The 22,639-nt window shown below is 53.9% G+C and carries 19 protein-coding genes and 2 pseudogenes; 10 read left to right on the forward strand and 11 right to left on the reverse strand.

The annotated features are described in order from the left end of the window. Window positions 1-164: 164 nt before the first annotated feature. The 5 genes from H6B51_RS09380 to H6B51_RS09400 all read right to left on the reverse strand — a co-directional run bounded on the left by H6B51_RS09380 (window position 165) and on the right by H6B51_RS09400 (window position 6,943). Window positions 165-1,445 carry a sensor histidine kinase gene (locus tag H6B51_RS09380; RefSeq protein ID WP_204883431.1) on the reverse strand — a complete coding sequence of 427 codons (1,281 nt, stop codon included), beginning with the start codon at window positions 1,443-1,445 and terminating at the stop codon, window positions 165-167. 46 nt (window positions 1,446-1,491) lie between these two features. After that, window positions 1,492-2,181, reverse strand: coding sequence for a response regulator transcription factor (locus H6B51_RS09385; protein ID WP_204883432.1), 690 nt, complete (start codon window positions 2,179-2,181; stop codon window positions 1,492-1,494). Between the two features lie 136 nt (window positions 2,182-2,317). Beyond that, on the reverse strand, window positions 2,318-4,363 hold the full coding sequence (locus tag H6B51_RS09390) for a stalk domain-containing protein (RefSeq protein WP_204883433.1): 2,046 nt from the start codon (window positions 4,361-4,363) through the stop codon (window positions 2,318-2,320). A 1-nt stretch (window position 4,364) separates the two neighbouring features. After that, a complete protein-coding gene (locus tag H6B51_RS09395; protein WP_204883434.1) occupies window positions 4,365-6,068 on the reverse strand; it encodes an O-antigen ligase family protein in 1,704 nt (567 codons plus the stop codon). After that, on the reverse strand, window positions 6,068-6,943 hold the full coding sequence (locus H6B51_RS09400; protein ID WP_204883435.1) for a D-alanyl-D-alanine carboxypeptidase family protein: 876 nt from the start codon (window positions 6,941-6,943) through the stop codon (window positions 6,068-6,070). The genes H6B51_RS09395 and H6B51_RS09400 overlap by 1 nt, the downstream gene beginning before the upstream one ends. A gap of 470 nt (window positions 6,944-7,413) precedes the next feature. Here H6B51_RS09400 and H6B51_RS09405 point away from each other — a divergent pair. From H6B51_RS09405 to H6B51_RS09415, 3 genes and pseudogenes are all read left to right on the forward strand, one after another. Then, window positions 7,414-7,536 (forward strand): annotated as a pseudogene (locus H6B51_RS09405) (sporulation transcriptional regulator SpoIIID); the annotation flags it as partial. Between the two features lie 57 nt (window positions 7,537-7,593). After that, window positions 7,594-7,983, forward strand: coding sequence for a TnpV protein (locus H6B51_RS09410; RefSeq protein ID WP_204883437.1), 390 nt, complete (start codon window positions 7,594-7,596; stop codon window positions 7,981-7,983). Beyond that, window positions 7,980-8,246 (forward strand): DUF6809 family protein, encoded by a 267-nt coding sequence (locus H6B51_RS09415; RefSeq protein ID WP_191445756.1) that lies wholly within the window; start codon window positions 7,980-7,982, stop codon window positions 8,244-8,246. The genes H6B51_RS09410 and H6B51_RS09415 overlap by 4 nt, the downstream gene beginning before the upstream one ends. A 79-nt stretch (window positions 8,247-8,325) precedes the next feature. On the opposite strand, the gene H6B51_RS09420 is transcribed toward H6B51_RS09415, so the two are convergent. The 5 genes from H6B51_RS09420 to H6B51_RS09440 form a co-directional block, all read right to left on the reverse strand. After that, window positions 8,326-8,949 (reverse strand): HNH endonuclease family protein, encoded by a 624-nt coding sequence (locus H6B51_RS09420; RefSeq protein ID WP_204883438.1) that lies wholly within the window; start codon window positions 8,947-8,949, stop codon window positions 8,326-8,328. After that, entirely contained in the window at window positions 8,946-10,808 is a 1,863-nt protein-coding gene (locus H6B51_RS09425) for an AAA family ATPase (RefSeq protein WP_204883439.1), read from the reverse strand. Before H6B51_RS09425 ends, H6B51_RS09420 begins: the two co-directional genes overlap by 4 nt. A gap of 2 nt (window positions 10,809-10,810) precedes the next feature. Continuing rightward, window positions 10,811-11,677: a DNA-methyltransferase gene (locus H6B51_RS09430; protein WP_204883440.1), complete on the reverse strand. Its 867-nt coding sequence runs from the start codon at window positions 11,675-11,677 to the stop codon at window positions 10,811-10,813. 51 nt (window positions 11,678-11,728) lie between these two features. Then, entirely contained in the window at window positions 11,729-13,084 is a 1,356-nt protein-coding gene (locus H6B51_RS09435) for an ATP-binding protein (RefSeq protein ID WP_204883441.1), read from the reverse strand. Between the two features lie 361 nt (window positions 13,085-13,445). Next, on the reverse strand, window positions 13,446-14,294 hold the full coding sequence (locus H6B51_RS09440) for a helix-turn-helix domain-containing protein (protein WP_204883442.1): 849 nt from the start codon (window positions 14,292-14,294) through the stop codon (window positions 13,446-13,448). Window positions 14,295-14,622: 328 nt separating this feature from the next. Here H6B51_RS09440 and H6B51_RS09445 point away from each other — a divergent pair, with 328 nt between their 5' ends. The 7 genes and pseudogenes from H6B51_RS09445 to H6B51_RS09475 all read left to right on the forward strand — a co-directional run bounded on the left by H6B51_RS09445 (window position 14,623) and on the right by H6B51_RS09475 (window position 20,642). Next, window positions 14,623-14,916 carry a hypothetical protein gene (locus H6B51_RS09445; protein ID WP_204883443.1) on the forward strand — a complete coding sequence of 98 codons (294 nt, stop codon included), beginning with the start codon at window positions 14,623-14,625 and terminating at the stop codon, window positions 14,914-14,916. Next, window positions 14,900-15,205 (forward strand): molecular chaperone, encoded by a 306-nt coding sequence (locus H6B51_RS09450; protein ID WP_195451384.1) that lies wholly within the window; start codon window positions 14,900-14,902, stop codon window positions 15,203-15,205. Before H6B51_RS09445 ends, H6B51_RS09450 begins: the two co-directional genes overlap by 17 nt. 489 nt (window positions 15,206-15,694) lie before the next feature. After that, window positions 15,695-16,921 carry a plasmid recombination protein gene (locus tag H6B51_RS09455; protein ID WP_204883444.1) on the forward strand — a complete coding sequence of 409 codons (1,227 nt, stop codon included), beginning with the start codon at window positions 15,695-15,697 and terminating at the stop codon, window positions 16,919-16,921. A gap of 79 nt (window positions 16,922-17,000) precedes the next feature. Then, the gene (locus tag H6B51_RS09460; protein ID WP_335342135.1) at window positions 17,001-18,362 is read left to right on the forward strand and encodes a virulence-associated E family protein; all 1,362 of its coding nucleotides are present in this window, start codon (window positions 17,001-17,003) and stop codon (window positions 18,360-18,362) included. Window positions 18,363-18,708: 346 nt separating this feature from the next. After that, on the forward strand, window positions 18,709-18,879 hold the full coding sequence (locus H6B51_RS09465; RefSeq protein ID WP_204883446.1) for a hypothetical protein: 171 nt from the start codon (window positions 18,709-18,711) through the stop codon (window positions 18,877-18,879). A gap of 94 nt (window positions 18,880-18,973) precedes the next feature. Then, window positions 18,974-20,011 (forward strand): annotated as a pseudogene (locus H6B51_RS09470) (recombinase family protein); the annotation flags it as partial. A 547-nt stretch (window positions 20,012-20,558) separates the two neighbouring features. Next, a complete protein-coding gene (locus H6B51_RS09475; protein WP_335342136.1) occupies window positions 20,559-20,642 on the forward strand; it encodes a sporulation transcriptional regulator SpoIIID in 84 nt (27 codons plus the stop codon). Between the two features lie 95 nt (window positions 20,643-20,737). On the opposite strand, the gene rny is transcribed toward H6B51_RS09475, so the two are convergent. Further along, entirely contained in the window at window positions 20,738-22,285 is a 1,548-nt protein-coding gene (gene rny / locus H6B51_RS09480; protein WP_204883447.1) for a ribonuclease Y, read from the reverse strand. Between the last annotated feature and the right edge of the window lie 354 nt (window positions 22,286-22,639).

Here is a 22,639-nt window from a genome sequence, read left to right on the forward strand (position 1 = left end):
CCACGCCCGCGGCCGCCATGCACCATTTCCGCGGAAGCAGTGCACCATTCCAGCGGTGGTGATGCACCATCATCTGCGGTCAAGCTGCACTTTTGGAGCGGCGTATGCAGTATAGCGGCCCTTTATGAAATCTACATGAAACGGCAGAAATAAATTCTACTTTTTTACTGGGGCAAATGGAGGGTGAACCGACTGCCCAGGCCGGGGACGCTTTCCACCGTCATATGGCCCCCGTGGGCCTGGGCGATCTTCCACACCATGGACAGACCCAGCCCCGCCCCCCGGTCATGGGAGCGGGAGGGGTCCACCTGGTAAAACCGCTGCCAGATCTTGTCCTGCTGGTCGGCGGGAATGCCTACCCCATCGTCCCGAACGGACAGGGTGGTCTCCTCCGCCGTCCGGCGGGTTTCCACCCACACGTGGCCATTCTCCTTGCCGTACTTGAAGCCGTTGTCCACCAGGTTCTGTACCAGCCGGGTAAGCAGGGGGGCGCTGGCCCGGAGGGTGAGCCCCTCCTCCAGCTCCAGGCTCAGCCGGTCCGGCGGGTAGTCCCGGGCCACGTTTTTCACCAGAGCGGACAGGTCCACCTCCTCCATGGCAGTCAGCTCAGTGCCCTGGTCCAGCCGGGTGATGCTGAGCAGCTGGGTGATGAGGGCGCTCATCCGCAGAGTCTGTCGGTAGATCATCTCCAGGGTCTCCGCCCGCTCCTCCGGGGTCTCCTCAAAGCTTTTGGCGTACTCGCAGGCCCCCTTGATGATGGACACCGGCGTGCGCAGCTCGTGGGAGGCGTCGGCGGTAAACTGCTTCTCGCTCTCAAAGGACCGCTCCAGCCGCTCAAACATCTGGTTGAAGGCGGCGGTGAGCCGGGTAAACTCGTTGCTCCCCCTGGGCGTCTCCACCCGGGCGGACAGGTCTGCCCCCTCGCTGATGGCCTGGGCGGTGGCGGTGATGCGCTCCAGGGGCCGGAAGGCCCGCTTGGCAATGAGAAAGCCCCCCAGGCCGGACAGCAGAATAAAGCAGGGCAGGATCACCGCCGCCAGGGTGAGGGTGCTGTGGAGGGTCTGGCCGGACTGGGGGGCCTCCATCAGTCCCCGGACCCACAGGCCGTCCTCCCAGCCTTTGGCAAACCACAGGTCCAGCACGATATAGTCGCTGCCGCCGCAGTCCACCACCCGGGTCACCCCGTTCTCAAAGGGCTCGGCGGCGGTGAAGCCCACCGGCAGCTGGCCGGCCAGCAGGGCCTGGTCCTTATTATAAATAAGGGTATACACCCCGTTCTGATAGTAGTGGAAGTTTTCTCCAGCCTGAAAGGACCCGTTGATCAGATCCACCTCCGCCAGGTTGTTCCGGAGCACCTGGTCCAGCTGCTCCATGGCGGTGTTGCGCACCACCGTGGTGGAGGTGAGCAGCAGCAGGGCCAGGGTCACCGCCGCCATGCCCGCCATAAGCAGCACATACCAGATGGTAATTTTGATTTTGATGGAAATGGCCCTACACCTCCTCTCCCGCCGGGGGCTCCCGCAGCATCCAGCCCACCCCACGGATGGTGTGGAGCAGCTTCACCGGGTTGTCTCCATCGATCTTTTTCCGCAGCTTGCTGATGTATACGTCCACATTGTTGGAGCTGGGACTGTCCTCAAAGCTCCAGATGCTGTCCTCGATCTGCCGCCGGGAGAGCACCGTCTCCTTGTGGCGCAGCAGGTATTCCAGCAGGGCGAACTCCTTGGGCAGCAGCACGATCTCCCGGTCGCCCCGGAACACCTGCCGCTTGTCCGCGTCCAGGGTCAGGTCTGCCAGGGTAAACCGGTTGCTCCTGTGGCCCACCCGCTTCCGGGAGAGCACCCGGATCCGGGCCAGCAGCTCGGCAAAGTCGAAGGGCTTCACCAGGTAGTCGTCCGCCCCCAGGTCCAGGCCCTTCACCCGGTCGGCAATGCTGTCCCTTGCGGTGAGGAAGAGCACCGGCGTGTCCATCCCCCGGCGGCGCATCTCCTCCACCACCTGGTAGCCGTCTTTGCCGGGGAGCATCACGTCCAGCAGCATCACGTCGTACTCCGCCCCCTCCAGATAATCCAGGGCCTCCCCGCCGTCATAGCAGCCGTCCACACTGTAGCCCGATTTCTTCAACACCTTCTGGATGAGCTGGTTCATGTCCCGCTCGTCCTCCACCACCAAAATACGCATACGCTTTTTCTCCTTCCGGGGCTCTTGCTGTTACATTTTAGTCTAGCACAAGGGTGGGAAAAGTACAATGGACCGGGTGCGGCAAAATCGGGCGCAAAAAGAGCCTGCCGGGTGGCAGGCTCTTTTGGGATTTGTATCAGCCGGAATAGGGCTTGGTGGTGTCGATGAGAATGGCCCCCTGGGCGCTGTCCCAGGTCACGTCAAAGCCCAGGGCCTGGCCCAGGTCCCGCACCTTGAAGTAGGTGTACCCGTTGCCGTAGGCGTCGGTGAGGGTGATGGCCTCCAGGTCGGCGGCCTGGCCGTTCACCAGCACGGCGGCTTTGTTGGGCTGGTAGCTCTGGTTCCCCGAGAAGGGGGTGGACATCTCCGAGCCGTTGACGGTGGTGTAGGGGGTCTTGGTGGTGACGGCGATGGCCCCGGCGGCGGCGTTCCAGTCCACGTTGAACTGGGCCTGGGTGCCGTTGAGGATGTAGGCCACGTCCCGCAGCTTCAGATAGTTGGTGTCGTTGCCGTTGGCGTCCTTCAGGGCGTAGGCGTCAAACTGCACCGGCTTTCCGTCCACCAGGATGGAGTAGCTGGTGGCGTAGGCCGTCTGGATGCCGCTGGTGGGGGCCGCCGGGTTGGCAAAGCTGCCCGCCGTCAGCAGGCCGAAGCCGTAGAGCCCGGTGGCGTTGTCCCGGTACACGAACCGGCCGTCGGCGGTGATGTTGGAGGCCAGCACCGGCAGGGAGCCCAGACATTCACCGGTGACCTGATCCACATAGTAGGTGGAGTACCCGGCGGCGGTCTTGACCCGGAAGGGGAGCACATCCCCCTCGTAATTGTCATAGGACACTGTCAAGCTATGATAATACCACTCATTATAACTATAGGTATTCAAATCATTGTAGACGAACAGCTGCTCCAGGGACTGGGGGATGATCTCCTGGTTTTTGGCATTCAGGGCCTTGGACCCGCCGCTGTCGCTCACCGCCTCGATGAAGTCCAGGGTATACACCCGCAGCTCCTTGTAGGCCAGTGGCACGGTAAAGGTACCGCTGCTGTCGGCGATGCCGTAGTGGGTATCGTCATAGGCCCGGTAGTAGCCCTGGCCCAGGTATTCCAGCTCACTGTATTTGGGGGCCAGGAGCTGCTGGCCGTCGGCGGAGTAGAGGCCGTAGTAGTAGGACCAGCCGTCCCCCTTGTCGTTGCCCACAATGGCCCGGGCGGGGTCCCCGGCGGACATCATGATGTCAAACTGGTTGGGGATGAGTACCTTGCCCGCGGCGTCCATAGTGCCGAACTTTTCCTTGTCCAGGGAGAACACCAGATCCCGGAAGTAGGTCTCGGTGGTGACCTCCCGGTCGGTCCAGCTCTGGACCTTCTGGCCGCTGGCCACGCTGTACAGCTCGGACACGCAGCTCACGGGCTGGTAGCTGGCGTCCAGGGTCCAGGTGCTCACCGACACATAGCCGCTGGCATTGACGCCGCCGATGTAGCTGTAGCTGCCCATGGGGATGATCACCTTGCCGGTCTGGTCCACCAGGGCGCTCTGCTGGCCGCTGTACACCCGCAGATAGGCGGTGCCGTTGTACGCGCCCCGGAAGTCCATGCTGTCATACCCGCCGCCGGTGTAGATCACCTTCTCATTGGCGTCCACCAGCACGCTGCCGTCATCCCCGTAGGCGATGCCGTAGCTGTCGTCCACCCAGTTGATCCAGTAGTAGGGGGAGCTGCTGCCGGTGTGGCCGTAGAACTGGTCCTGGGTGATGGGCTGGAGCTGGTTGTTGAGATAGGTGTAATTATAGTTTGCGTCCATAATGGAGATGTTCTGGCCCTCCATGCGGATCGTCCGGTCGGCCAGAGGGTACACCGCCTGACCGGCGGTGTCGATAATGCCCATCTGCTCCCCTTTCCGGGCAATGTAGTAGCCGGTGCCGGTGGCAAAGAGCTCATCGTACTGATAGGCCACCTTTACCGCGCCGGTGACGTCGATGAGGCCGTATTTGCCGGTCTGGTCGGCGGCGGCCACTACCCCGTCCTGGAACATCAGCATCCGGGAGTAGGCGGTGGTGGCGATGTCGTAGTAGCTGGCCTTCTGATAGCTGGCGGACAGCTCCGCCGCCGCCGCGCCAGGCAGCAGGGCGGTGAGCAGCAGCAGCACGGTCAGCAAGGCGGACAACAGTCTGCGATTACATTTCATGTTATTCCCTCGTTTCTATCCGTTGTAGTCGTTCCAGCAGCGCCGGTCGGAAGGAGAAATCGGGCTTGTCCACGATCCGGTAGGCCAGGGGGCTGGTCCGCTCATACACCTCCTCCAGCAGCGCCCCGGTCTTTTCCGCCAGCATCTGATAGATCTCCAGCCCTGCCGGGTCCTCCCGGCAGGCGTTTTCCAGCAGGGCGGTCATCTCCTCATAGACCTCCGGCCGGTAGGGATTTAGGCGTAAATACCGGTACCGGCACTCCGCCATGGTTTCATAGTCGGTCTCCGCCGCCGCCTGGGCGAATTTGCAGTCCCAGGCCAGCATGGAGGTATCGGTGATCTCCAGGATGCGGTCGGCGATCTCTCCCGCCTCCTCCAGGTCGGCGCAGCTTTGCAGCCGCTCCTCTGCCAGGGACAGGTCCCAGGGCCACAGGGCGTAGGCTCCCCCGGCATTGCCCAGGAAGGACAGGGTGTAGGGAACGGTGAAAAACCCCAGCACCGCCGCCAGCACGCCTCCCGCCGCCGCCAAAGCCCGGCGGGGGAGGGGGATGGTCCGGCTCTCCCGGGGGCAGCCGCACACCAGCAGCAGGGCCAGCACCCCGAAAAACCGGAAGTCAAAGTCGATACAGGCGTGGGCGGCCAGCAGGATCACCGCCAGCCGCTGCCGCAGGGGAGTCCCCCTGCGGAAGATCAGCACCGCCGCCAGGGCCAGCAGCAGCGCCCCCGCCAGGACGCTGCCGTCCAGGGCGGCCTGTAGGTATTCATTGTGGATGGATTTCAGGATATAGGGCCCGGTCTGCACCAGGGGCTGGACGTACAGATAGCCCCCCGCCCCCACCCCCAGTGGGTGGTCAATGAGGATGGTCAGCCCGTCCAGGTAGTAGAGCAGCCGGCCGTTGAGGCTGGAGGACTCCAGAGTCATGGCGGCCAGCCGGTCCAGCACCAGCCCGCCGCTGAGGACAACGGCCAGGCCCCCCAGCAGGACCACCGCACCCACTCCCAGCAGCACCGGCATGGGCTTCCCCTTAACAGTCAGCTGCCGCAGGGCCAGGAACACCCCCACCCCCGCCAGCAGCAGCCACACGCCCCGGGAGCCGCTGAGGAATACCCCCACCAGCAGCACTCCCATGGCGGGCCAGTCCGACCAGTGGCGGTTTTCCTTCAACAGCAGCAGCACCAGGCAGACCAGCAGGAACAGGGCGTAGGTATTGGCGTATTCAAAAAAGCCGTCGATGCGGCCGTTGGCGTCCTCTCCGCCGGAGAGAAGGGTGTAACAAAAACTCACGATGGAAATGGCGGCCATGACCGCCCCCAGCCGGGCCACACTGTCCAGAATGATGGCCCGCTCCGCCCCGGTAAAGGTGGCGGTATAAAGGAGGAGCAGCAGGGCGGCTACCCACCGCAGGGCTCCGATGAGGGCCATACCGGGGCTGAGGGCGAAGGGAACAGTGACCAGAGAGCAGAGGGCCACGCCCCCCAACAGCCAAACCTCCGGCCCCTTGGGGAGGACCAGCCCTCCCGCCCGCCAGGTGGCGGCCGCCAGCAGCAGCGCCAGCACCGCCCCGGCCAGCAGAGCGGTCCAATCGTAGTAGCCTCCAAAGAGAAGGAGCAGGGCGGCCAGCAAAAAGAACAGGGGAGTGTTTTGCCGGGGCTTGGGTCCGGCAGAGCGGGCGGGTTCCCGCTTTTTCTTGCCTCCCGCCGCCATCAGGCCACCTCCCCCAGCACCAGATCCAGCAGTTGCTGGGTCTCGGCAAACCGCTTGGTGACGGTGGCGCTGTCCAACAGCACGATGAGGCAGGCCTTTTCCCCCTGTTTGGCGTAGGTCACCAGGTTATTGCCCCCAATGGCGGTAGTCCCGGTCTTTAGACCCAGCACCCGGGGGTCGGCCCCCACCAGCTTGTTCAGGTTGGTAAAGGTCAGCCCGTCGATGGTCAGAGTGGCCTGAGAGGAGTAGTCCAGATACTCCGGATGGTTCTCCACCAGCTTCCAGGACAAAGTAGCCAGGTCCCGGGCGGTCATATAGTGTCCGGAGGCGTCCAGGCCGGTGGCGTTTACAAAATGGGAGCCCTTCAGTCCCAGCTCCGCCGCCGCCTCATTCATCCGTTCCACAAAGGCTGCCTCGCCGCCGGCGGACAGGCGCACCAGCACCTGAACGCAGTCGCAGCCGCTGTTCAGGATGGTCCCCGCCAGCAGCTGCTCCACCGTCACCTCCTGGCCGGGGGTCAGGCCGTACCTGGAGCCCAGGGTGGTGGCCTCGGCCACCGTCACTTCGGCAGTGTCGGTGAGGGAGAGCTTGCCGCTGTCTATGTCGTCAAAAATCAGATAGAGGGTGAGCAGCTTGGTGAGGCTGGAGGGAGAGCGAGGGGTGTCGCTGTCCAACTCCGCCAGGGTGTTTCCCTTGTCGTCCAGAATGACCACGCTGTTGGCGGTAAGGCTGTCCGGCAGGGCCACCCGCCGCTCCCAGGGCCGCAGGAATACCAAGACCAGGGTCACCGCCAAGACCGCCGCCGGGATCAACCACACAGCCGGATTCTGCCGGGGTTTTCCCGCGCCCTTTCCCCGGGCAGGATTTTGCTTCAACGGGCCCACCCCCTTTCTTTACAAATATAGCACAGGGAACACTTTATGTCAATAAAGTGTTCCCTGTGCCGAAATACCTGCAAAAGGCATTCCATCACCTTCTTTAAAACGCAGGGGCAGCCCCTGGGATGGCCGGGATGGGTGGAGGAATAGGGGGGTAGACCCTATCCTCGGAAAAGGACACATACTGCCGGAACGCCCCCCGCCCTATGGCTTTGGAGCGCACTATTTCAAACAGCCCATCCCGTGATCCTGACCCACGGGGGCTGCCACCTCATACCTGCCGGCCATACCCTCCCACAAACTGGCGGACGTTGGGGCATTTTAAACCAAACCGGGAAGGCAAATCCAACCGCGCAATACACGGCCAGCTCATCAAAGGCCGCCTGTTTATGGGACTGCCCAGCCACATATTCCCCCACGGGGGCGCATATACATGCCCCGTAGATCATTGCGGGGAGTGTTGCTGTTTGAAAGGGAACATCGAGGAGCGGGCCTGCAATCTGGCGCTCTACATCATAGAAAACAGGACCACGGTGCGCGCCGCCGCCCGCCAGTTCGGCATCAGCAAATCTACCGTACATACAGATATGATAAAATAGAACGGTTCGTTTGGGTAATAGATTAAGAAAACCAAGGAGGAACGAACCATGAAGGACTTGAAAGAGCGAACAACAGCAAATGGCATGGAGTATGTCCTGGTCGGTGACTACTACATTCCCGATTTGCAGCTACCGGAGGAAAGACGCCCCATCGGAATTTGGGGACGGATGCACAAAGACTATTTGGAGCAGCATCATCCAGCTCTGTATAATGACCTGATTTTGACCGGCAAGCTCTGGACATATCTGGCTGATCTGAACTGGCAGGCACAAACCCGGCTTGATTGCATCATTGCCCAGATGAAAGAAGCTGAAGAAATCACAGAGGAATTGAAATCCCAGGATCAGATGGCATGGATCAGAGCCATGAATAGTATCCACAGCCGCGCAGAGGAAATCATCCTCCAGGAACTGATCTACGAGGAGGATGCTGTATGAGGATTTTAGAAGAATTCTGGTACGGGAATATTGAACCGGCAGAATACGATACAACAGCCTGTAGAGAATACAATGAAGTTCTCCGTTTGATTACCAGGAATGAAGAAAGACTTCTGGCTACCATGACGGATGAGCAGAAAGAACTCTTTTCCCGGTACACGGATGCTGTCCGTGAACATCAAACCATGGCCGAGTGCTTGCTGTTTCAGGGCAGCTTTAAGTTAGGAGCCAAGATGATGATTGAGATCATGGACGACAGATAATCGAATATAAGTGAAAGTTCCCACCGATCATCGCTGATCGGTGGGAACTTTTTGAGGAAGCTGTTTGTTATATGAGTTTTTATATAGATGCGGGAATTTTAATAATTTCTCGTATGCGATCATATAGATTTTGCCTATCCAGTTCTTCTGCAATGAAGGGATATTTTGATTCTAAAAAAGCTCGACTTATATTGCCACATATGTACTCCATGACAATCTCGAGCCTACGGTTGGCTTGATCTTCATCATTAAGGTGAAGAATTTGAATGGTGGATTTTGCTTTGCTTTTTTCAGCTGGCGTCATATCCCGACGAGGTTTGACAAGGCACGAAGGAAAATCAAGAACCAAATCACCATTTTTAATTTCAAAGGGATCTAAAACAATTTTATCACCTTTATATCCATTCATTACCTGAGTTGTTAAACGGTAATTATCCCATTCATAAGCTTTTTCTTGATGTGAACTTTTGGGATAAAAATGATCAACGGAAACTTGTGCTGTTGTCCTGGAAAACCATTCACCGCAATACGCACAAACCCCTCCGTAGGCTTGATATAGTTGCAAGCTACATCGGGACCAAAAATTGTTTTTGCTCCACTGCTTACTATTAGGAGTAGGATTTGCACTTAAAAATGCATTTCCAGGTTGCCTTACTCTTACATCAAAATCTAAGGGCTCAGGTCTCAAGTCAATATGAATCATAATATCACCCCGTGCTGTTCTGCAAAATAAATCCAGCGAGGCCAGAAGGGATCATTTTGGGCTAAGCACTGTACAAGTTGTTGGTGCACAGCTTGTACATCTGCATCAGAAGGCTCATCCTCTAATTGTAAGTTTTTCGCTGCGTTAATTGCTTCCTCTGCTCCGGTGGCTCGTGCTTGGCTAAGATTAAAAATTGGGGATGTGAGCCAAGTGTTAACCGGGCCGTATTTTATATAATCTTCTTCGCACAATACGGCATCAGCTGTTTCCGTAGACAGCTTTATTTGGAACAGCTTATCTATATTGATATCAAAAATAGGTTCAGACGAAGCCATAATCAAAGGTGAGTGCGTAGCCACAATGAACTGCACTTCAAGTTCAGATGCCAAATGTTTCTGCACTTCAACTAAGGCAGGCAGAATTGTCCTCTGCCACTTCGGGTGTAAGTGTGCCTCCAATTCATCGACCATAACAACAATGCGAGAGTCTGGTTTAATTCCTCTCAGTTTACAGTTTTCTTTGTGCTCATTCCATGCCCAAACAATAAGATAAGCGAGAGTTATGATTCTCCCTACGCCAGCAGAAGAGTTCGTAACAGGCACAGTACCATATGGATATTGGATAGTAGGAATTTCTCTACTGTCATTTGGAATTCTAACGGGTTCACCAGGGATGAGTATGCCCATATCAGGAGGGGACATTTCAGCCAGTACCTGTTTGAAAATATCGAAAGGATATTTATCTGGGGTGTTCTGCCATCTTACCCAGTCTCGAATCAATCCTTCAATGCTACTCTCATAACCATTCCATACTTGTTTTCTGGTAAACACCTTTGTTCCATTATTTTTAGACAGGTTTTTAGAAGGGTCCCATACTGCATATGAACCATCAACTAATGCGTAGATAATTAAGCCAGGGATTGTTGCTGTATCAGAAGTTCGCTTCCAAGTTAGATTTTTGTTATCATACAACACCTTGGTTTCTTTTGAAAGCTTTGATTTTCCTGCAATCACATAGCTAATGGAGGCACGCTTACTTCCTTCAGCGTATTTGGGGCGAGCCTCATTTCCAGTCCAAGTGTTTGTCAACGCCCACCAAGCGCAATCCATCAGAAAAGTCTTTCCCAAGCCATTATCACCAGTGATAATGTTTAACCTCGGTGAAAGAACCATTTCAATATGATCACAAGGTCCTACATTTGTTAACTCAATTTTTGAAAGGGTTCCCTCCTGCTCTGGCGCTGCATCAGGAGGGGCAGAAAGGCTGTTGGATAACTGGTTCCAGGAAACAGGCTCCGGTTGAAAGGCGGCAACATTTGGAAAGGTTTGCTCGTTTGAAAACAATTCTTTGCATTCATCTTGCGTAAGGTGATATTCAGCAATAAATTTACTTATGACATCCTCAAGAGTCGCAGTGTCTTTCCATTTTCGGTCCTTCAATACCCACACAGCCATAGCAGAAAGAGGTGCTCTTTTCTCTTCCTTTGTAATAGCAATTTTCTTGATTTGTGATACATAATCCTCAGACCACGCCCACAGTTTGCTGTTTCGGTCATGGATGAAAGCCGTTCCGAACGTTTGTGTATTGATTGCTTGCAATCCTGATGATGGATATTTACTTGCGAGCCATTGTTTTCCTTTGATCGTCTGATAGGGCTGAAAATAGAAATCTGAGGCAGGGCAGATTTTATGAACATTCGTCATAAATAACTTAGTTTGCCTATCCATCATAAATTCTATGGGGCTGCCAACTGGGAGATTATTCTTTTTGCAGGTCAAAAATGTAATACCTATAAAAGCGTGTGTTGAAGCCAATTGTTTTATGGCGCTCAAAATATATTCAGCAGAAAGATATATCATTTTTATCCCTCCAAATGCTCCAAAATATACCTACAGAATGTTTCGCTTATATCAATTCCGATTGCAGACCTTCCAGTTTTCAGAGCAACCTGCATTGTTGTGCCACTTCCGGAAAATGGGTCAAGTACAACCCCATTTTCCGGGCAGCCAATGTCTAAACAGCGAGACACTAATTCATCAGGATACGGGGCAGTTTGCAATTCGGTTCCTGACGGTCGGGGAGTAATAGTCCAAACATCCTCATCGATTTGTTTGTCGATAAGGGGTTGTCTGTTAAAATAATACTTTCTGTCTTTGGCAAACATAAAAATATACTCATAACTTCGACGTGGACGATCACGAACTGCTTCAGGAAGTGCCTTTTCTCGATGCCAGATAATAGGAGATCTCAGAACCCATCGTCTGGAGGTCATTTCAATAGCAACTCTCCACGGTATACCAATAATCGATTTTCTCTCAAGATTTTCACCAAGGCCACCACTCTTATCTACTGGACGCAATCCAAATCGTCTTTTGTTGCTTTTTGAATCTTTACCGTGTGAGGCTCCTTTCCCAGAATAATATGTGTCACCCAAGTTTAGGAAGAGCACTCCATCCTTCCGCAATACTCGATACAATTGATCCATTACTCTACACAAAGACTGTACATACTCATTTACGGTATCTTCAAGTCCAATCTGACCATCGACACCATAATCACGCAGACTGTAGTATGGTGGAGATGTCACAATGCAATGAACACTTTCATCAGGAATATTACGCAATGAATCCACTGCATCACCACAAAAAAGTGTCCATGTTTTATTATTCATGGTTCCACTCCATTTATGGATGTTATGTTCAAGAATTTCATCTGTAAAAATATTCATATTGTTCTCGCTCCTACATTTCATGTAGCATTTTACTAAATATTAATGCAATTAAAAAGCATTAGTTATTGCATGTTTTTGTTCCAGTGCCAATCCAATCAACCGATCTGTCTGATCTGCCATAAACAGCGGGATGTTCAGCACATCATCATCCAACTTCAAATTATCCAGTGAGAACCGGACACGGAGCTTGACCTGATCTGGAAACAGTTCTTTGAATTTCTTAAGGCTCCTGCTGGTGGTGTTGGCTTCGGACTTGACCTCCACAGGGAAAATATCATTTTCACGCTGAATCAGGAAATCCACCTCATAAGGAGGATTTGTCTGTGTCCAGTACCGAGGAGTCACTTCAAACTGTGTAATCAAAGTCTGAAGCACAAAATTTTCGGTTAATGCACCCTTGAATTCGGTAAATAACCGATTACCCTCGCCAAAGGCAGTCGGTGCGAGTTGCGCCAGTCGGCGGAGTAGTCCCACATCTACCAGATAAATCTTAAAGGCAGAGAGGTCATCATAAGCAGCCACAGGCAGACCAGGAGCAGTACTGCGGTAGATCTTATGCACCAGTCGAGCATCCACCAGCCACTGTAAGGCATCCTCGTATTCACGGGCCCGTGCTCCTTCTTTGACTACCTTGTAGATAAATTTTTTGTTTTCCCTCGCCAACTGGGACGGTATGGACTTCCAGATCATTGAAATCTTGGGGAACTCGCTGATATTGGGATGCTTGGCAAAGTCACGCTCATAAGCACTAATAATTCCGGACAGGGCTTCCTGCATGGCATCCACATCCCTTGCCTCCGTCCACATCTTAACGGATTCCGGCATACCTCCGGTCACATAGTACATCTTCAGCTTTTCATATAAAGGATTAAAGAAGGCGTCAGGGATCGGATCAATGGTGTCTACTGTCTCCAGATAGTTTGCCAAGTTCTCATCCCCGTTGGCCAATAGAAATTCGGTAAAGGTCATGGGATCAATCTGCATAAAGTTGACTTTACCAACAGGGAAAGAAGATGGCTTTGCTAAGGCAATACCAAGGAGAGAACCGGCGCATGCAATGTGATACTGCGGCGCATTCTCACAGAAATACTTCATAGAGTTAATGACCTTGGGGCAGTCCTGTACCTCGTCAAAAATAATGAGGGTCTTTTCTGGAAGAATCTTGTAGCCACTTGCCAGCATCAGATTCTGCAAAATCCGGTCTACATCTTTTGTGGTTTCAAAGAATTGCTTGTATTCTTCGTTTTCATCAAAGTTAAAATAAGCAGTGTTTTCGTAGTAGCGTTTGCCAAATTCTTTCAGAATCCAGGTCTTACCTACTTGGCGTACGCCTTTCAAAATGAGAGGCTTACGATACGGAGAATTTTTCCAGTTCAGCAGCTTTTTTAAAATCAATCGTTCCATATATACACCTCATCACGCTTTTATGATAGATTCAGTGTTTTTAATCACATTTTTATTATATACAAAAACAGCAAAAAACACAAGCCGAATCACAAAATTATATGCTTTTCAAGGCGGTCCAATCACATTATTATTTAAAGCCTCAGTTTGATTACTTTGAAAATCAAAAAACCTGGATTTTACATCACAAGTAGAATCCGGGCCTTTAGGGAGTAGCTATAGAGCTGTAAAGGAGACGATTAATCTGATTACCTTCCCAAACAGATATGTTTTGGCTACACATTTTCTGCCATATTTGACTTACGATGTTTTCTAAAACATAGCAAGTCAAATGCTCAAGTCGGTATCACTTCATTTAGTCTTATCTCTTCTTTCTTTTCTTAGCACTGTGATAGACTTGCGGCCGAGCCTTTCCCCTCATGTTGTTGGGATTTTTCAGCAGCTTGGACAGGCTCAGTATCCGCATAAACGCCGAGAAATCCTCGGACGCAATCTTGTCAAAGGGAATCTGCATCTGGTCGCAAAACTCGTGGATTACCCGTTCCTCATTACTGCCCAACTGCATGGCACGGTCAAACTTTTCCTTGACCTCTGTAAAAGTCGGCTGCGGATCGGCGGTGGTGCGGTCGGTGACATGAGCCTGACGAATATCCTGGACAATGCTGTCCAGATCATCATGAATCGTGTGGCTGAAAAAGTCGCTCTCCTGCACCTGTCCCAGCTCCAGCGTGCGGACATAAAGGTCATTCTCTCCCGGCGCATGGCTGCGGATCACTTCTTGCCGGGTGGCCTCCAGCACCAGATTCATCTGGGCAATTCGCATATCGGCGATTCGGTCAACGAAAATCTCAATATCCGTCATCAGCCGCTGGAAGTTCTCATGTGTGGCAATCTCACACAGCAGCCGGTTGTTGATTTTTCCGCTGCTCAATAATGTAACCATATCATCACTCAAATGCAGGGCCTGAAGCTCTGTGTTTGGGTGATTTTTATTTTCCGATAGACCCATCAGGTAATCGGTGGACACCCCATAAAATTCCGCCAGCGTAGCGATAGCAAAGGGACTGATGTCCTTATAGTCATCGCTCTCATATTTGCTGAGAGCAGATTTGGAAAGCCCTGTCTGCTCGGCCAGCTGCTCCAGGGTCAGGTGCTTATCCACCACCCGCAAATCCTTTAATCGTTCCGGGATAGACAGCTTTGTGTGCATCTACAATCCCCCTCTCGTCAGGAAAATCCTGCCGTTTTCAACCATTATACCATGATTCCATAAGCGTGGAAATATGCTGATTTTAAGCCGTTTTCCATCGTTTTGGACATACGGGAGGGGGCCTGTTTTTTCGGTAAAATGAGTTTTGTCAGGAGACACAGAACCTTGAAAATTGAATGACCGGCTGCAAGGGGTATGACCTCTGGGGAAGTGACGCCATGACAGGAGCGCACCAAGGAGGACAATACGCCGGGGAAAATCCGGGCAGGAGCGATTGCAGGCAAACCGGCAACTGACACATGAAAATAAACTTTTGGAGGTTGATTTTATGAAATTGAGTATCCGGGAAAAGAAAGTGCTGTATGCCTTTGCCTGTCCCAATCACCACAACACGGTGACACGGCTGAAATGGCTGACCGCCCTGACCGTTGACCCACAGGCCAAACACCGGATGCTGGAGCTGGCCCGGAAGATGGAAACGGAGATGGAAGAACGCTGGTACACCGGCTTTTATCACCAGCTCCGTGCGGAGATGGACGAGTATTACAGTGCCAAGCACCGCCTGCGTTTGGTAAAGAAAAACACCGACTATGAGGAGGATCTGTATGACGAAGCTGTCTAAGTATGAGAAAGAAACCATTATCAACTGGAACGAGGCGGAGAACACCGCCAGTATCTACACCTTCGACGCCGATCTAAAGCGCAGACTGGCCGAGTTTAGCCGCAAGTATCCCCAGCTGTGCCGGTTGGAGCGCAGCACCACTGAGGGCAGCGTGACCTATGTGATGGACAAGTCCCGCCTGTCCATCCGTCTGGTGCCGCCGTACAGTGAGGAGCGGCTGGCTGCTGCCAGAGAGTACGCCAAACAGCACGGATTTCAGGTCTTGCGGACGGACAAGAAGAGCGCCTGAAACCGGGTCAATTCGCAGGAAAATGGCGGGTCTGCACCCGGTATTTTGCGGTGAATTGGTAACGGGATACCCCTGCATCCCCCTGCTGGGAAATGCGACAAAAGGAGCATTCAGAGCCGGAGGAGCTGACAGAAACCGCACAAGTGTTGGAAGTCAGCTTCTCCGGGCAGGAGTACAGAGGGCGGCAAGCCCTTTGTGCTGGGTACAGGGGTGCAGCGCCCTGTTGGGGTCAAGGGGTGCGGGTCGCCGGTGGCGACCTTTGCGGCAAAGCCGCAAAAGCACCGACCGACGCGGAGCGGAGACCAAGTCCCATTGGCGGGTTGAGGGCAGCCAGCCCCATCGGGTCAAGGGTGAAACGCCTTGCCCAGGGAGAGTTGATGCCTTGCGTCAATTCGTACTGGGTATTACCTGACGCAGAAATCCGCAGGTTTGGCGGCTTCGCCGCAGCTCCCCTTCGGGAAAAATCAACGGAGAATGGAGGGATGAAAATTGAAACTGACACGGCATAACGGACGCTCCGGCAAGCATGGCACCTATAATCCCCGGCATAATGACCGCCGGTTTGATATGGAAAATAGCGAACACATTGATGCCCAGCGAGCCAAGAAAAATGTGTACTGGGACTGCTACCGTGGCTTCACTACCCCGGAACTTCGGGAAAACCCGGAACAGCCGGATTTCAGCTTTGAAGGAATTGAGCGGATGTATTACTACGAGCATTATTCCGACCATGTGGATGCCCAGAACGCCCGGAACGAGAAAACCCGGCACACCGAGCGCAACCGCACGGTGGAAGACCTTTTGAAAAACAACAAGACCTGTCCGGAGGAAAGTATCTACCAGATTGGCACCATGGAAGAATCCGTTCCACCGGGTACGCTGGCGCTCATTGTCAGCGAATTTTACGAGGAGTTTGAACGGCGCTTTGGTTCCCATATCCACATTCTGGACTGGGCGCTGCATCTGGATGAGGGTACGCCCCACATCCATGAGCGTCATGTATTTGACTGCAAAAACCGGTATGGAGAGCTGTGCCCCCAACAGGAAAAGGCGCTGGAGGAACTGGGCTTTGAGTTGCCTGATCCGAGTAAGCCCAAGGGCAAACACAACAACCGAAAACAGACCTTTGATGCAGTTTGTCGGACGATGCTCTTTGACATCAGCCGCAAGCATGGGGTGCATCTGGAGCAGGAGCCGTCCTATGGCGGGCGGGCGTATCTGGAGAAGCAGGACTACATTCTGATGAAGCAAAAGGAGCAGCTGGCGGCTCAGGAACAGCAGCTGGCGGAGCTGACCCTGAAAATTGAGGATGTGGAAACACTGGTGGAGGAAGTTTCGGATATTGCCTACGACAAGGCGGTGGAGGTTGTGACTGACACCGTTCGGCAGGAGACCCACAAGGAGGATCTCCTGTTGGTGGAAGAAACGAAAAACTGGGTTCTCTCGCCGGAACGGAAAGCGCCGCAAAAAGAGCGTGAGTATGCCGCCGCCCGGTTGGATGGAGTGATCTCCAAAATCAAAAATGCCATGCAGTCTGCGCTGACAAAAATCCAGAAGAAGCTGATGCAGCCGGAAGTCAAGCAGGCTGGCAAACAGCAGATTCAGGAAAAGGCCAAGGAATCCATTCTTGCTTTCCTGAAAAAAGCCAAGCAGGATAGCGCACAGAGAGAATCTAACCGGAAAAAGCAGCAGGAAAAACAGCATATGGAGCTTTAAGGCATCTGATTTTGCGAACAAATCAGATGCTTTTCCTTTGAGGAGGTGAGAAACATTGGACAGCGAAACTCAGAGTTTAGTGCCTGCAACCCAGCAGGCCAAAAGTGAGGAATTGACCGTTGATAAAGTGCGGGAAAGCCTTTCCACGACAGAAAAAGGACAACCGGCCAACACCATTGGGAATTGTCGCACGGTGTTTTGCCAAGATCCGCTTTTGCGGGGAGCAATCCGGCTGAATCTGCTTACCGACCGTATAGACATTGTGCGGGATCTGGGTTGGCGCAGAAGCACCAGCGCCTTGACCGATACCGATGTCAAATATCTGCTCCTTTACTTTGAGCAGAACTACGGTTTGACCAGTGAAAAGAAGTTGATGGCGGCGCTCTCCATCGTAGCAAACGAAAACTGCTATCACCCTATCCAGGATGTGCTGAATGGTCTGGTGTGGGACGGCATACCTCGGATGCGCTCCTGCCTGCATCACTTTCTGGGGGCAGATGAGAGCGACTATGTGGAAGAAATGCTGAAACACTTCTTGCTGGGAGCCATCCGCCGGGTGTTCCATCCAGGTTCCAAATATGAGGAGCTGCTTTGTCTGGTGGGCGGCCAGGGAGCCGGAAAGTCCACCTTCTTTCGATTCCTGGCTATACAAGATGAGTGGTTCTCCGATGACCTGAAAAAGCTGGATGATGACAAGGTGTTTGCCAAGCTGCAAGGCCACTGGATCATCGAGATGTCGGAGATGCTAGCCACCAGCAACGCCAAGAGTATCGAGGAGATCCGTTCCTTTATCAGCCGACAAAAGGAAACCTACCGTACCCCCTATGAGACCCAGCCCAAAGACCGTCTGCGGCAGTGTGTGTTCGGTGGTTCCTCCAACACGCTGGACTTCCTCCCCCTTGACCGGGCCGGAAATCGCCGGTTCCTGCCGGTGATGATTTACCCGGAGAAAGCGGAGGTTCACATTCTGGAGGATGAAGCCGCTTCCAGGGAATATCTGTTGCAGGTATGGGCGGAGGCTATGACCATTTACCGCAGCGGAGAGTATTCCATGAAGTTTTCAACGGAGATTCAGAAGCAGCTGGTGGAGGTTCAGAAGGACTTCATGCCGGAGGACACTGAGGCTGGGCAGATTCAGGGGTTTCTGGAACACTATACCGGCAATGTGGTCTGCTCCAAGCAGCTATTCAAGGAAGCGTTGGGACACGCTTTTGAGGAGCCGAAGCGTTGGCAGCTGCACAACATCAACGAGATTATGAACACGGTGGTGACGGGCTGGAAGCCATTCTCTAACCCCCGGATGTTTGCTGGATATGGGCGGCAGCGTGGCTGGGAACGGGAGATTTCCGGCAATGAACTGCCCGACAACGAAGATGGATTTGTAGAACTGAGCGAGGAAGAAGTCCGTCAGCTGGAGCTGCCAAAGGAGTGGATTGCCTGATTTACAGAGCTTGTTGCCCGGTTGGTTGTCGGCTGGTTGCTGACTTTGTTGCTGTAAGAACGGGGGTATGGACACGATAAATGCCCATTAAACGAGACTTTTTGGTGGGTATCTGTTTTATGACAACGAAAGCAACGAGATTTCACAAGAAAATTTGAAAAGTAAGAAACGATGGCCAGACAATAGGTTGCAGGTTTTTCGGAGTCCGTTGCCGGACTTTGTTGCCGATGCCCTTTGTCTGGCCTTTCTGATTTGCGGAGGTACTGAATATTTAGCAGGGATATTTTGGCAGAACTTCTCATAGAGATGGAAAAGAAAACAGGCAGAGAGGAGGCGGCGTTTCACCATGAAAAAGCGAAAACTGAATTATCGGTTTCATGACCCAAACACAGCAGAAACAGCCGCCAATTACCTGCTGAAGGTATTGATCGAAGCTAACACATCAAAAGTGGAACAGGCCATCCAGCAAAGCGCCGATAGACAGATTGAGGAAGAACAGCGAGAGCACCTTGTGTGAAGCACACAGGGTGCTTTTCCCTGTTTACATTTACACTTTCTGTGATATAATAAAGATGTAACAGAACGATACAGATATAACCGGGAGGTCTGCCATGAACATCGCCGCTTACTGCCGGGTGTCCACCGACAAGGAAGATCAGCTTAATAGTCTGGAGGCACAGAAAGCCTTTTTTGCGGAATATACGCAACGTACCGGAGATAACCTTGTGCGCCTGTATGCCGACGAGGGCATCTCCGGTACCAAAATCAAAAACCGCAAGGAATTTCTGCGGATGATGGCAGATGCAGAGCACGGCCTGTTTGATATGGTGGTAGTCAAGGACATTTCCCGTTTTGCCCGGAACACCGTTGATCTGTTGCAGAATGTCCGCAAACTCAAGGCGTTGGGAATCGAAACGCAGTTCCTGACGGCCAACATGACCAGCATGGGCAACAGTGAGTTTGTCCTGACTATCTTCGGTGCGCTGGCGCAGGAAGAAAGCGCCAACACCTCCAAGCGAGTGAAGTTCGGCAAGAAGATGAACGCAGAAAAGGGCCGTGTTCCCAACATCGTCTATGGGTATGACAAGACGATTGGCGACTACTTCAACCTGACCATCAACGAGGAAGAAGCCGCCGTTATCCGCCAGATTTATGAGTGGTATATTAAGGACGGTTACGGCGCAGCAAAAATCTCCAATTTCCTCAACGAGCGTGGCCTTAAAACCAAACGGAACTGCCGATGGAGCCAGAACGGTGTCTGTCGCATCCTCACCAACGAACTCTATACCGGGAAAATCATCAACGGCAAACAAGAAGTCACCGATTTCCTCACCGGTCAGCGGGCCGACAAGGATGAAACAGACTGGATGGTAGTGGAGCGGCCAGACCTGAGGATCATCGCCCCGGAAACCTTTGAACAGGCCCAACAGATCATGCAGTCTCGTGGACAGGCTTTCAAGGTGGACAAGGAACGGCAAAGCAACAAATATCTGTTTTCCACCCTCATCAAGTGCAAGGAGTGCGGCTGGTCCTTCCGGCGCACCGTCCGCACCTATAAGAACACTTATGTGCGCTGGGTCTGCTCCGGTCACAATGGCCGTGGTGCCGACAACTGCCCTAATGCAGTGACGGTGGACGAAGATGAACTGATTGAGGTTTTGCAGGAATACTTCGCAGGGGTGCTGAAAGCAAAGAAAAATGTCATCCGCTATGTCACCCATGAGTTCCAACGAGTCTATAAGGCAAAGGATGAAAACCTGAACTACGAAAAGGAACTGACCACCCAGCTTGCCAAGCTGCAAAAGACCCGGCAGAAATATATGGATATGTACGCCGATGACCTCATCAGCCGAGAGGAACTCAACGACAAGATCGGCGGGATGCGGAAAGAGATGGATCGGCTGGAAAATGAGCTGAAAATGGTATCCTATCACCTCACCAAAGGCGATCAGCTGGAAGCCATTCTTCAGGACACCTTCCGGCAGATCGAAGACATCGCCGATGTACGGCAGATGACAAATGCCCAGCTGAAGCGGATCATCCAGAAGATCGAGGTGGACAAGGACGGGAATGTGGATATCTATCTACGCCTGTTCGGTGATTTGGGCTTGGACGAAACCGTTCTAATTCGTCACGACGAAACACAAGGACCTGATCGAACGTCTGCCCGCCTTCAACCGGCCGCTGTATCTCCAGGTGAGGGACGTACTGGCGGAAAACAAGGCCGAGCGCCATATCCGGGGGGGCATTGCCACCCGGCGGAAGTATAAAGGCGTGTGACGGGCTACCCAAACCTCAGTCAACAAAGCCTGCCCCAAGCAAAAACGGACCTGCCACACAGGGCAGGTCCGTTTTTGTAATATCAGCTTTTTAAATTACTTTGCGTAATCGACGACCTTGGTTTCCCGAATCATGTTCACCTTGATCTGGCCGGGGTATTCCAGCTCTTCCTCGATCTTCTTGGCAATCTCCCGTGCCAGCAGCACCATCTGGTCCTCGCTGACCTTGTCGGGGGCCACCATGATGCGGACCTCCCGGCCCGCCTGGATGGCGTAGGATTTTTCCACCCCGGGGAAGGAGGAGGTGACCTCCTCCAGCTTTTCCAGGCGCTTGATGTAGTTCTCCAGGTTCTCCCGCCGGGCGCCGGGCCGGGCGGCGGAGACGGCGTCGGCCGCCTGCACCAGGCAGGCCACTACCGTCTGGGGCTCCACATCGTTGTGGTGGGCGTGGATGGCGTGGATCACGTTCTCGCTCTCCCGGTACTTCCGGGCCAGCTCCACGCCGATCTGGACGTGGGAGCCCTCCACCTCATGGTCAATGGCCTTGCCCAGGTCGTGGAGCAGGCCGGCCCGCTTGGCCTCGGTGATGTCGGCGCCGATCTCGGCGGCCAGCAGCCCCGCCAGATGGGCCACCTCGATGGAGTGGTTGAGCACGTTCTGGCCGTAGCTGGTGCGGTAGCGCATCCGGCCCAGCAGCTTGATGAGCTCGGGGTGGAGGCCGTGGACGTTGGTCTCAAACACGGCCCGCTCGCCCTCGGCCTTGATGGTGGCGTCCACCTCCCGCTTGGCCTTCTCCACCATCTCCTCGATGCGGGTGGGGTGGATGCGGCCGTCCTGGATCAGCTTCTCCAGAGCCAGCCGGGCGATTTCCCGGCGGACGGGGTCAAAGCAGGACACGGTAATGACCTCGGGGGTGTCGTCGATGTTCAGGTCCACCCCGGTGAGGGTCTCCAAAGTGCGGATGTTGCGGCCTTCCCGGCCGATGATGCGGCCCTTCATCTCGTCGTTGGGCAGGGGTACCACAGAGACGGTGGCTTCCGCCACATGGTCGGCGGCACAGCGCTGGATGGCCAGGGACAGGATCTCCTTGGCCCGCTGGTCGGCCTCCTCCTTGAACTGGGCCTCGATCTCCCGCACCTTCATGGCCGACTCGTGGGTCACCTCGTCGGCCAGCTGGTTGATGAGGTACTCCTTGGCCTCCTCGGCGGTAAAGCCGGAGATCCGCTCCAGCACCTCCATCTGGGTCTTTTTCACGGTGGCCACCTCTTCCCGGGCCGTCTCCAGCTCGGTCAGCTTGCGCTGCAGGGTGTCCTCCTTCTTCTCAATGTTCTCGGTCTTGCGGTCCAGGTTCTCTTCCTTCTGCTGGAGCCGCCGCTCCTGCTTCTGCAGGTCGGCCCGGCGCTCCTTCACCTCCCGCTCATACTCGTTGCGGGCCTGAAGGATCTCCTCCTTGGCCTCCACCAGCGCCTCACGCTTCTTGCTCTCGGCGCTCTTGATGGACTCGTTGATGATGCGCTTGGCCTCCTCCTCGGCGCTGGAGATCTCCTTCTCCGCCACCTTTTTCCGGTACTGGATGCCAAGGGCGAAAAACACCACAGCCGCCACCACGAAGGCGATCACGGCTGCTAATATGACAGGCAACATGAGCCAGGTTTACACCTCCATTATCTTGGATTTTTTTGGATTCATTGTTTTTGTTCAAATCAACCTATGGGCAGGCGGGTCTCCTTTGTCCGACCCGCACAAAAATTGAAGAGCGTACCCCTTGCCCTTCAAAATATGCACCGTTTCTATTTTAAAGCGGCAAGCCCTATCTGTCAAGAAAATTCGATTGCGAACGGTTTTCCCGGGGCAGGGAAAAGGACCTGTTGCGAAATAGCGCAACAGGTCCGATTTTTGTCATCCTGAGCGTCAGCGAAGGATCTTGGCTGCCGGTTTGTCCGCCACAGAAAGATTCTTCACCCCGCCGGGGCTCAGAATGACAGAGAAGGTCTGGTT

Source organism: Pseudoflavonifractor phocaeensis, from assembly GCF_016901955.1.
GTDB lineage: Bacteria > Bacillota > Clostridia > Oscillospirales > Oscillospiraceae > Flavonifractor > Flavonifractor phocaeensis_A.

What these genes read in the sequence shown, in the direction of transcription:
- H6B51_RS09380 (WP_204883431.1), bottom strand. Translation starts at nt 1,445, where the DNA reads ATGGCGGGCATGGCGGCGGTGACCCTGGCCCTGCTGCTGCTCACCTCC.
- H6B51_RS09385 (WP_204883432.1), bottom strand. Translation starts at nt 2,181, where the DNA reads ATGCGTATTTTGGTGGTGGAGGACGAGCGGGACATGAACCAGCTCATC.
- H6B51_RS09390 (WP_204883433.1), bottom strand. Translation starts at nt 4,363, where the DNA reads ATGAAATGTAATCGCAGACTGTTGTCCGCCTTGCTGACCGTGCTGCTG.
- H6B51_RS09395 (WP_204883434.1), bottom strand. Translation starts at nt 6,068, where the DNA reads ATGGCGGCGGGAGGCAAGAAAAAGCGGGAACCCGCCCGCTCTGCCGGA.
- H6B51_RS09410 (WP_204883437.1), top strand. Translation starts at nt 7,594, where the DNA reads ATGAAGGACTTGAAAGAGCGAACAACAGCAAATGGCATGGAGTATGTC.
- H6B51_RS09415 (WP_191445756.1), top strand. Translation starts at nt 7,980, where the DNA reads ATGAGGATTTTAGAAGAATTCTGGTACGGGAATATTGAACCGGCAGAA.
- H6B51_RS09420 (WP_204883438.1), bottom strand. Translation starts at nt 8,949, where the DNA reads ATGATTCATATTGACTTGAGACCTGAGCCCTTAGATTTTGATGTAAGA.
- H6B51_RS09425 (WP_204883439.1), bottom strand. Translation starts at nt 10,808, where the DNA reads ATGATATATCTTTCTGCTGAATATATTTTGAGCGCCATAAAACAATTG.
- H6B51_RS09430 (WP_204883440.1), bottom strand. Translation starts at nt 11,677, where the DNA reads ATGAATATTTTTACAGATGAAATTCTTGAACATAACATCCATAAATGG.
- H6B51_RS09435 (WP_204883441.1), bottom strand. Translation starts at nt 13,084, where the DNA reads ATGGAACGATTGATTTTAAAAAAGCTGCTGAACTGGAAAAATTCTCCG.
- H6B51_RS09440 (WP_204883442.1), bottom strand. Translation starts at nt 14,294, where the DNA reads ATGCACACAAAGCTGTCTATCCCGGAACGATTAAAGGATTTGCGGGTG.
- H6B51_RS09445 (WP_204883443.1), top strand. Translation starts at nt 14,623, where the DNA reads ATGAAATTGAGTATCCGGGAAAAGAAAGTGCTGTATGCCTTTGCCTGT.
- H6B51_RS09450 (WP_195451384.1), top strand. Translation starts at nt 14,900, where the DNA reads ATGACGAAGCTGTCTAAGTATGAGAAAGAAACCATTATCAACTGGAAC.
- H6B51_RS09465 (WP_204883446.1), top strand. Translation starts at nt 18,709, where the DNA reads ATGAAAAAGCGAAAACTGAATTATCGGTTTCATGACCCAAACACAGCA.
- rny (WP_204883447.1), bottom strand. Translation starts at nt 22,285, where the DNA reads ATGTTGCCTGTCATATTAGCAGCCGTGATCGCCTTCGTGGTGGCGGCT.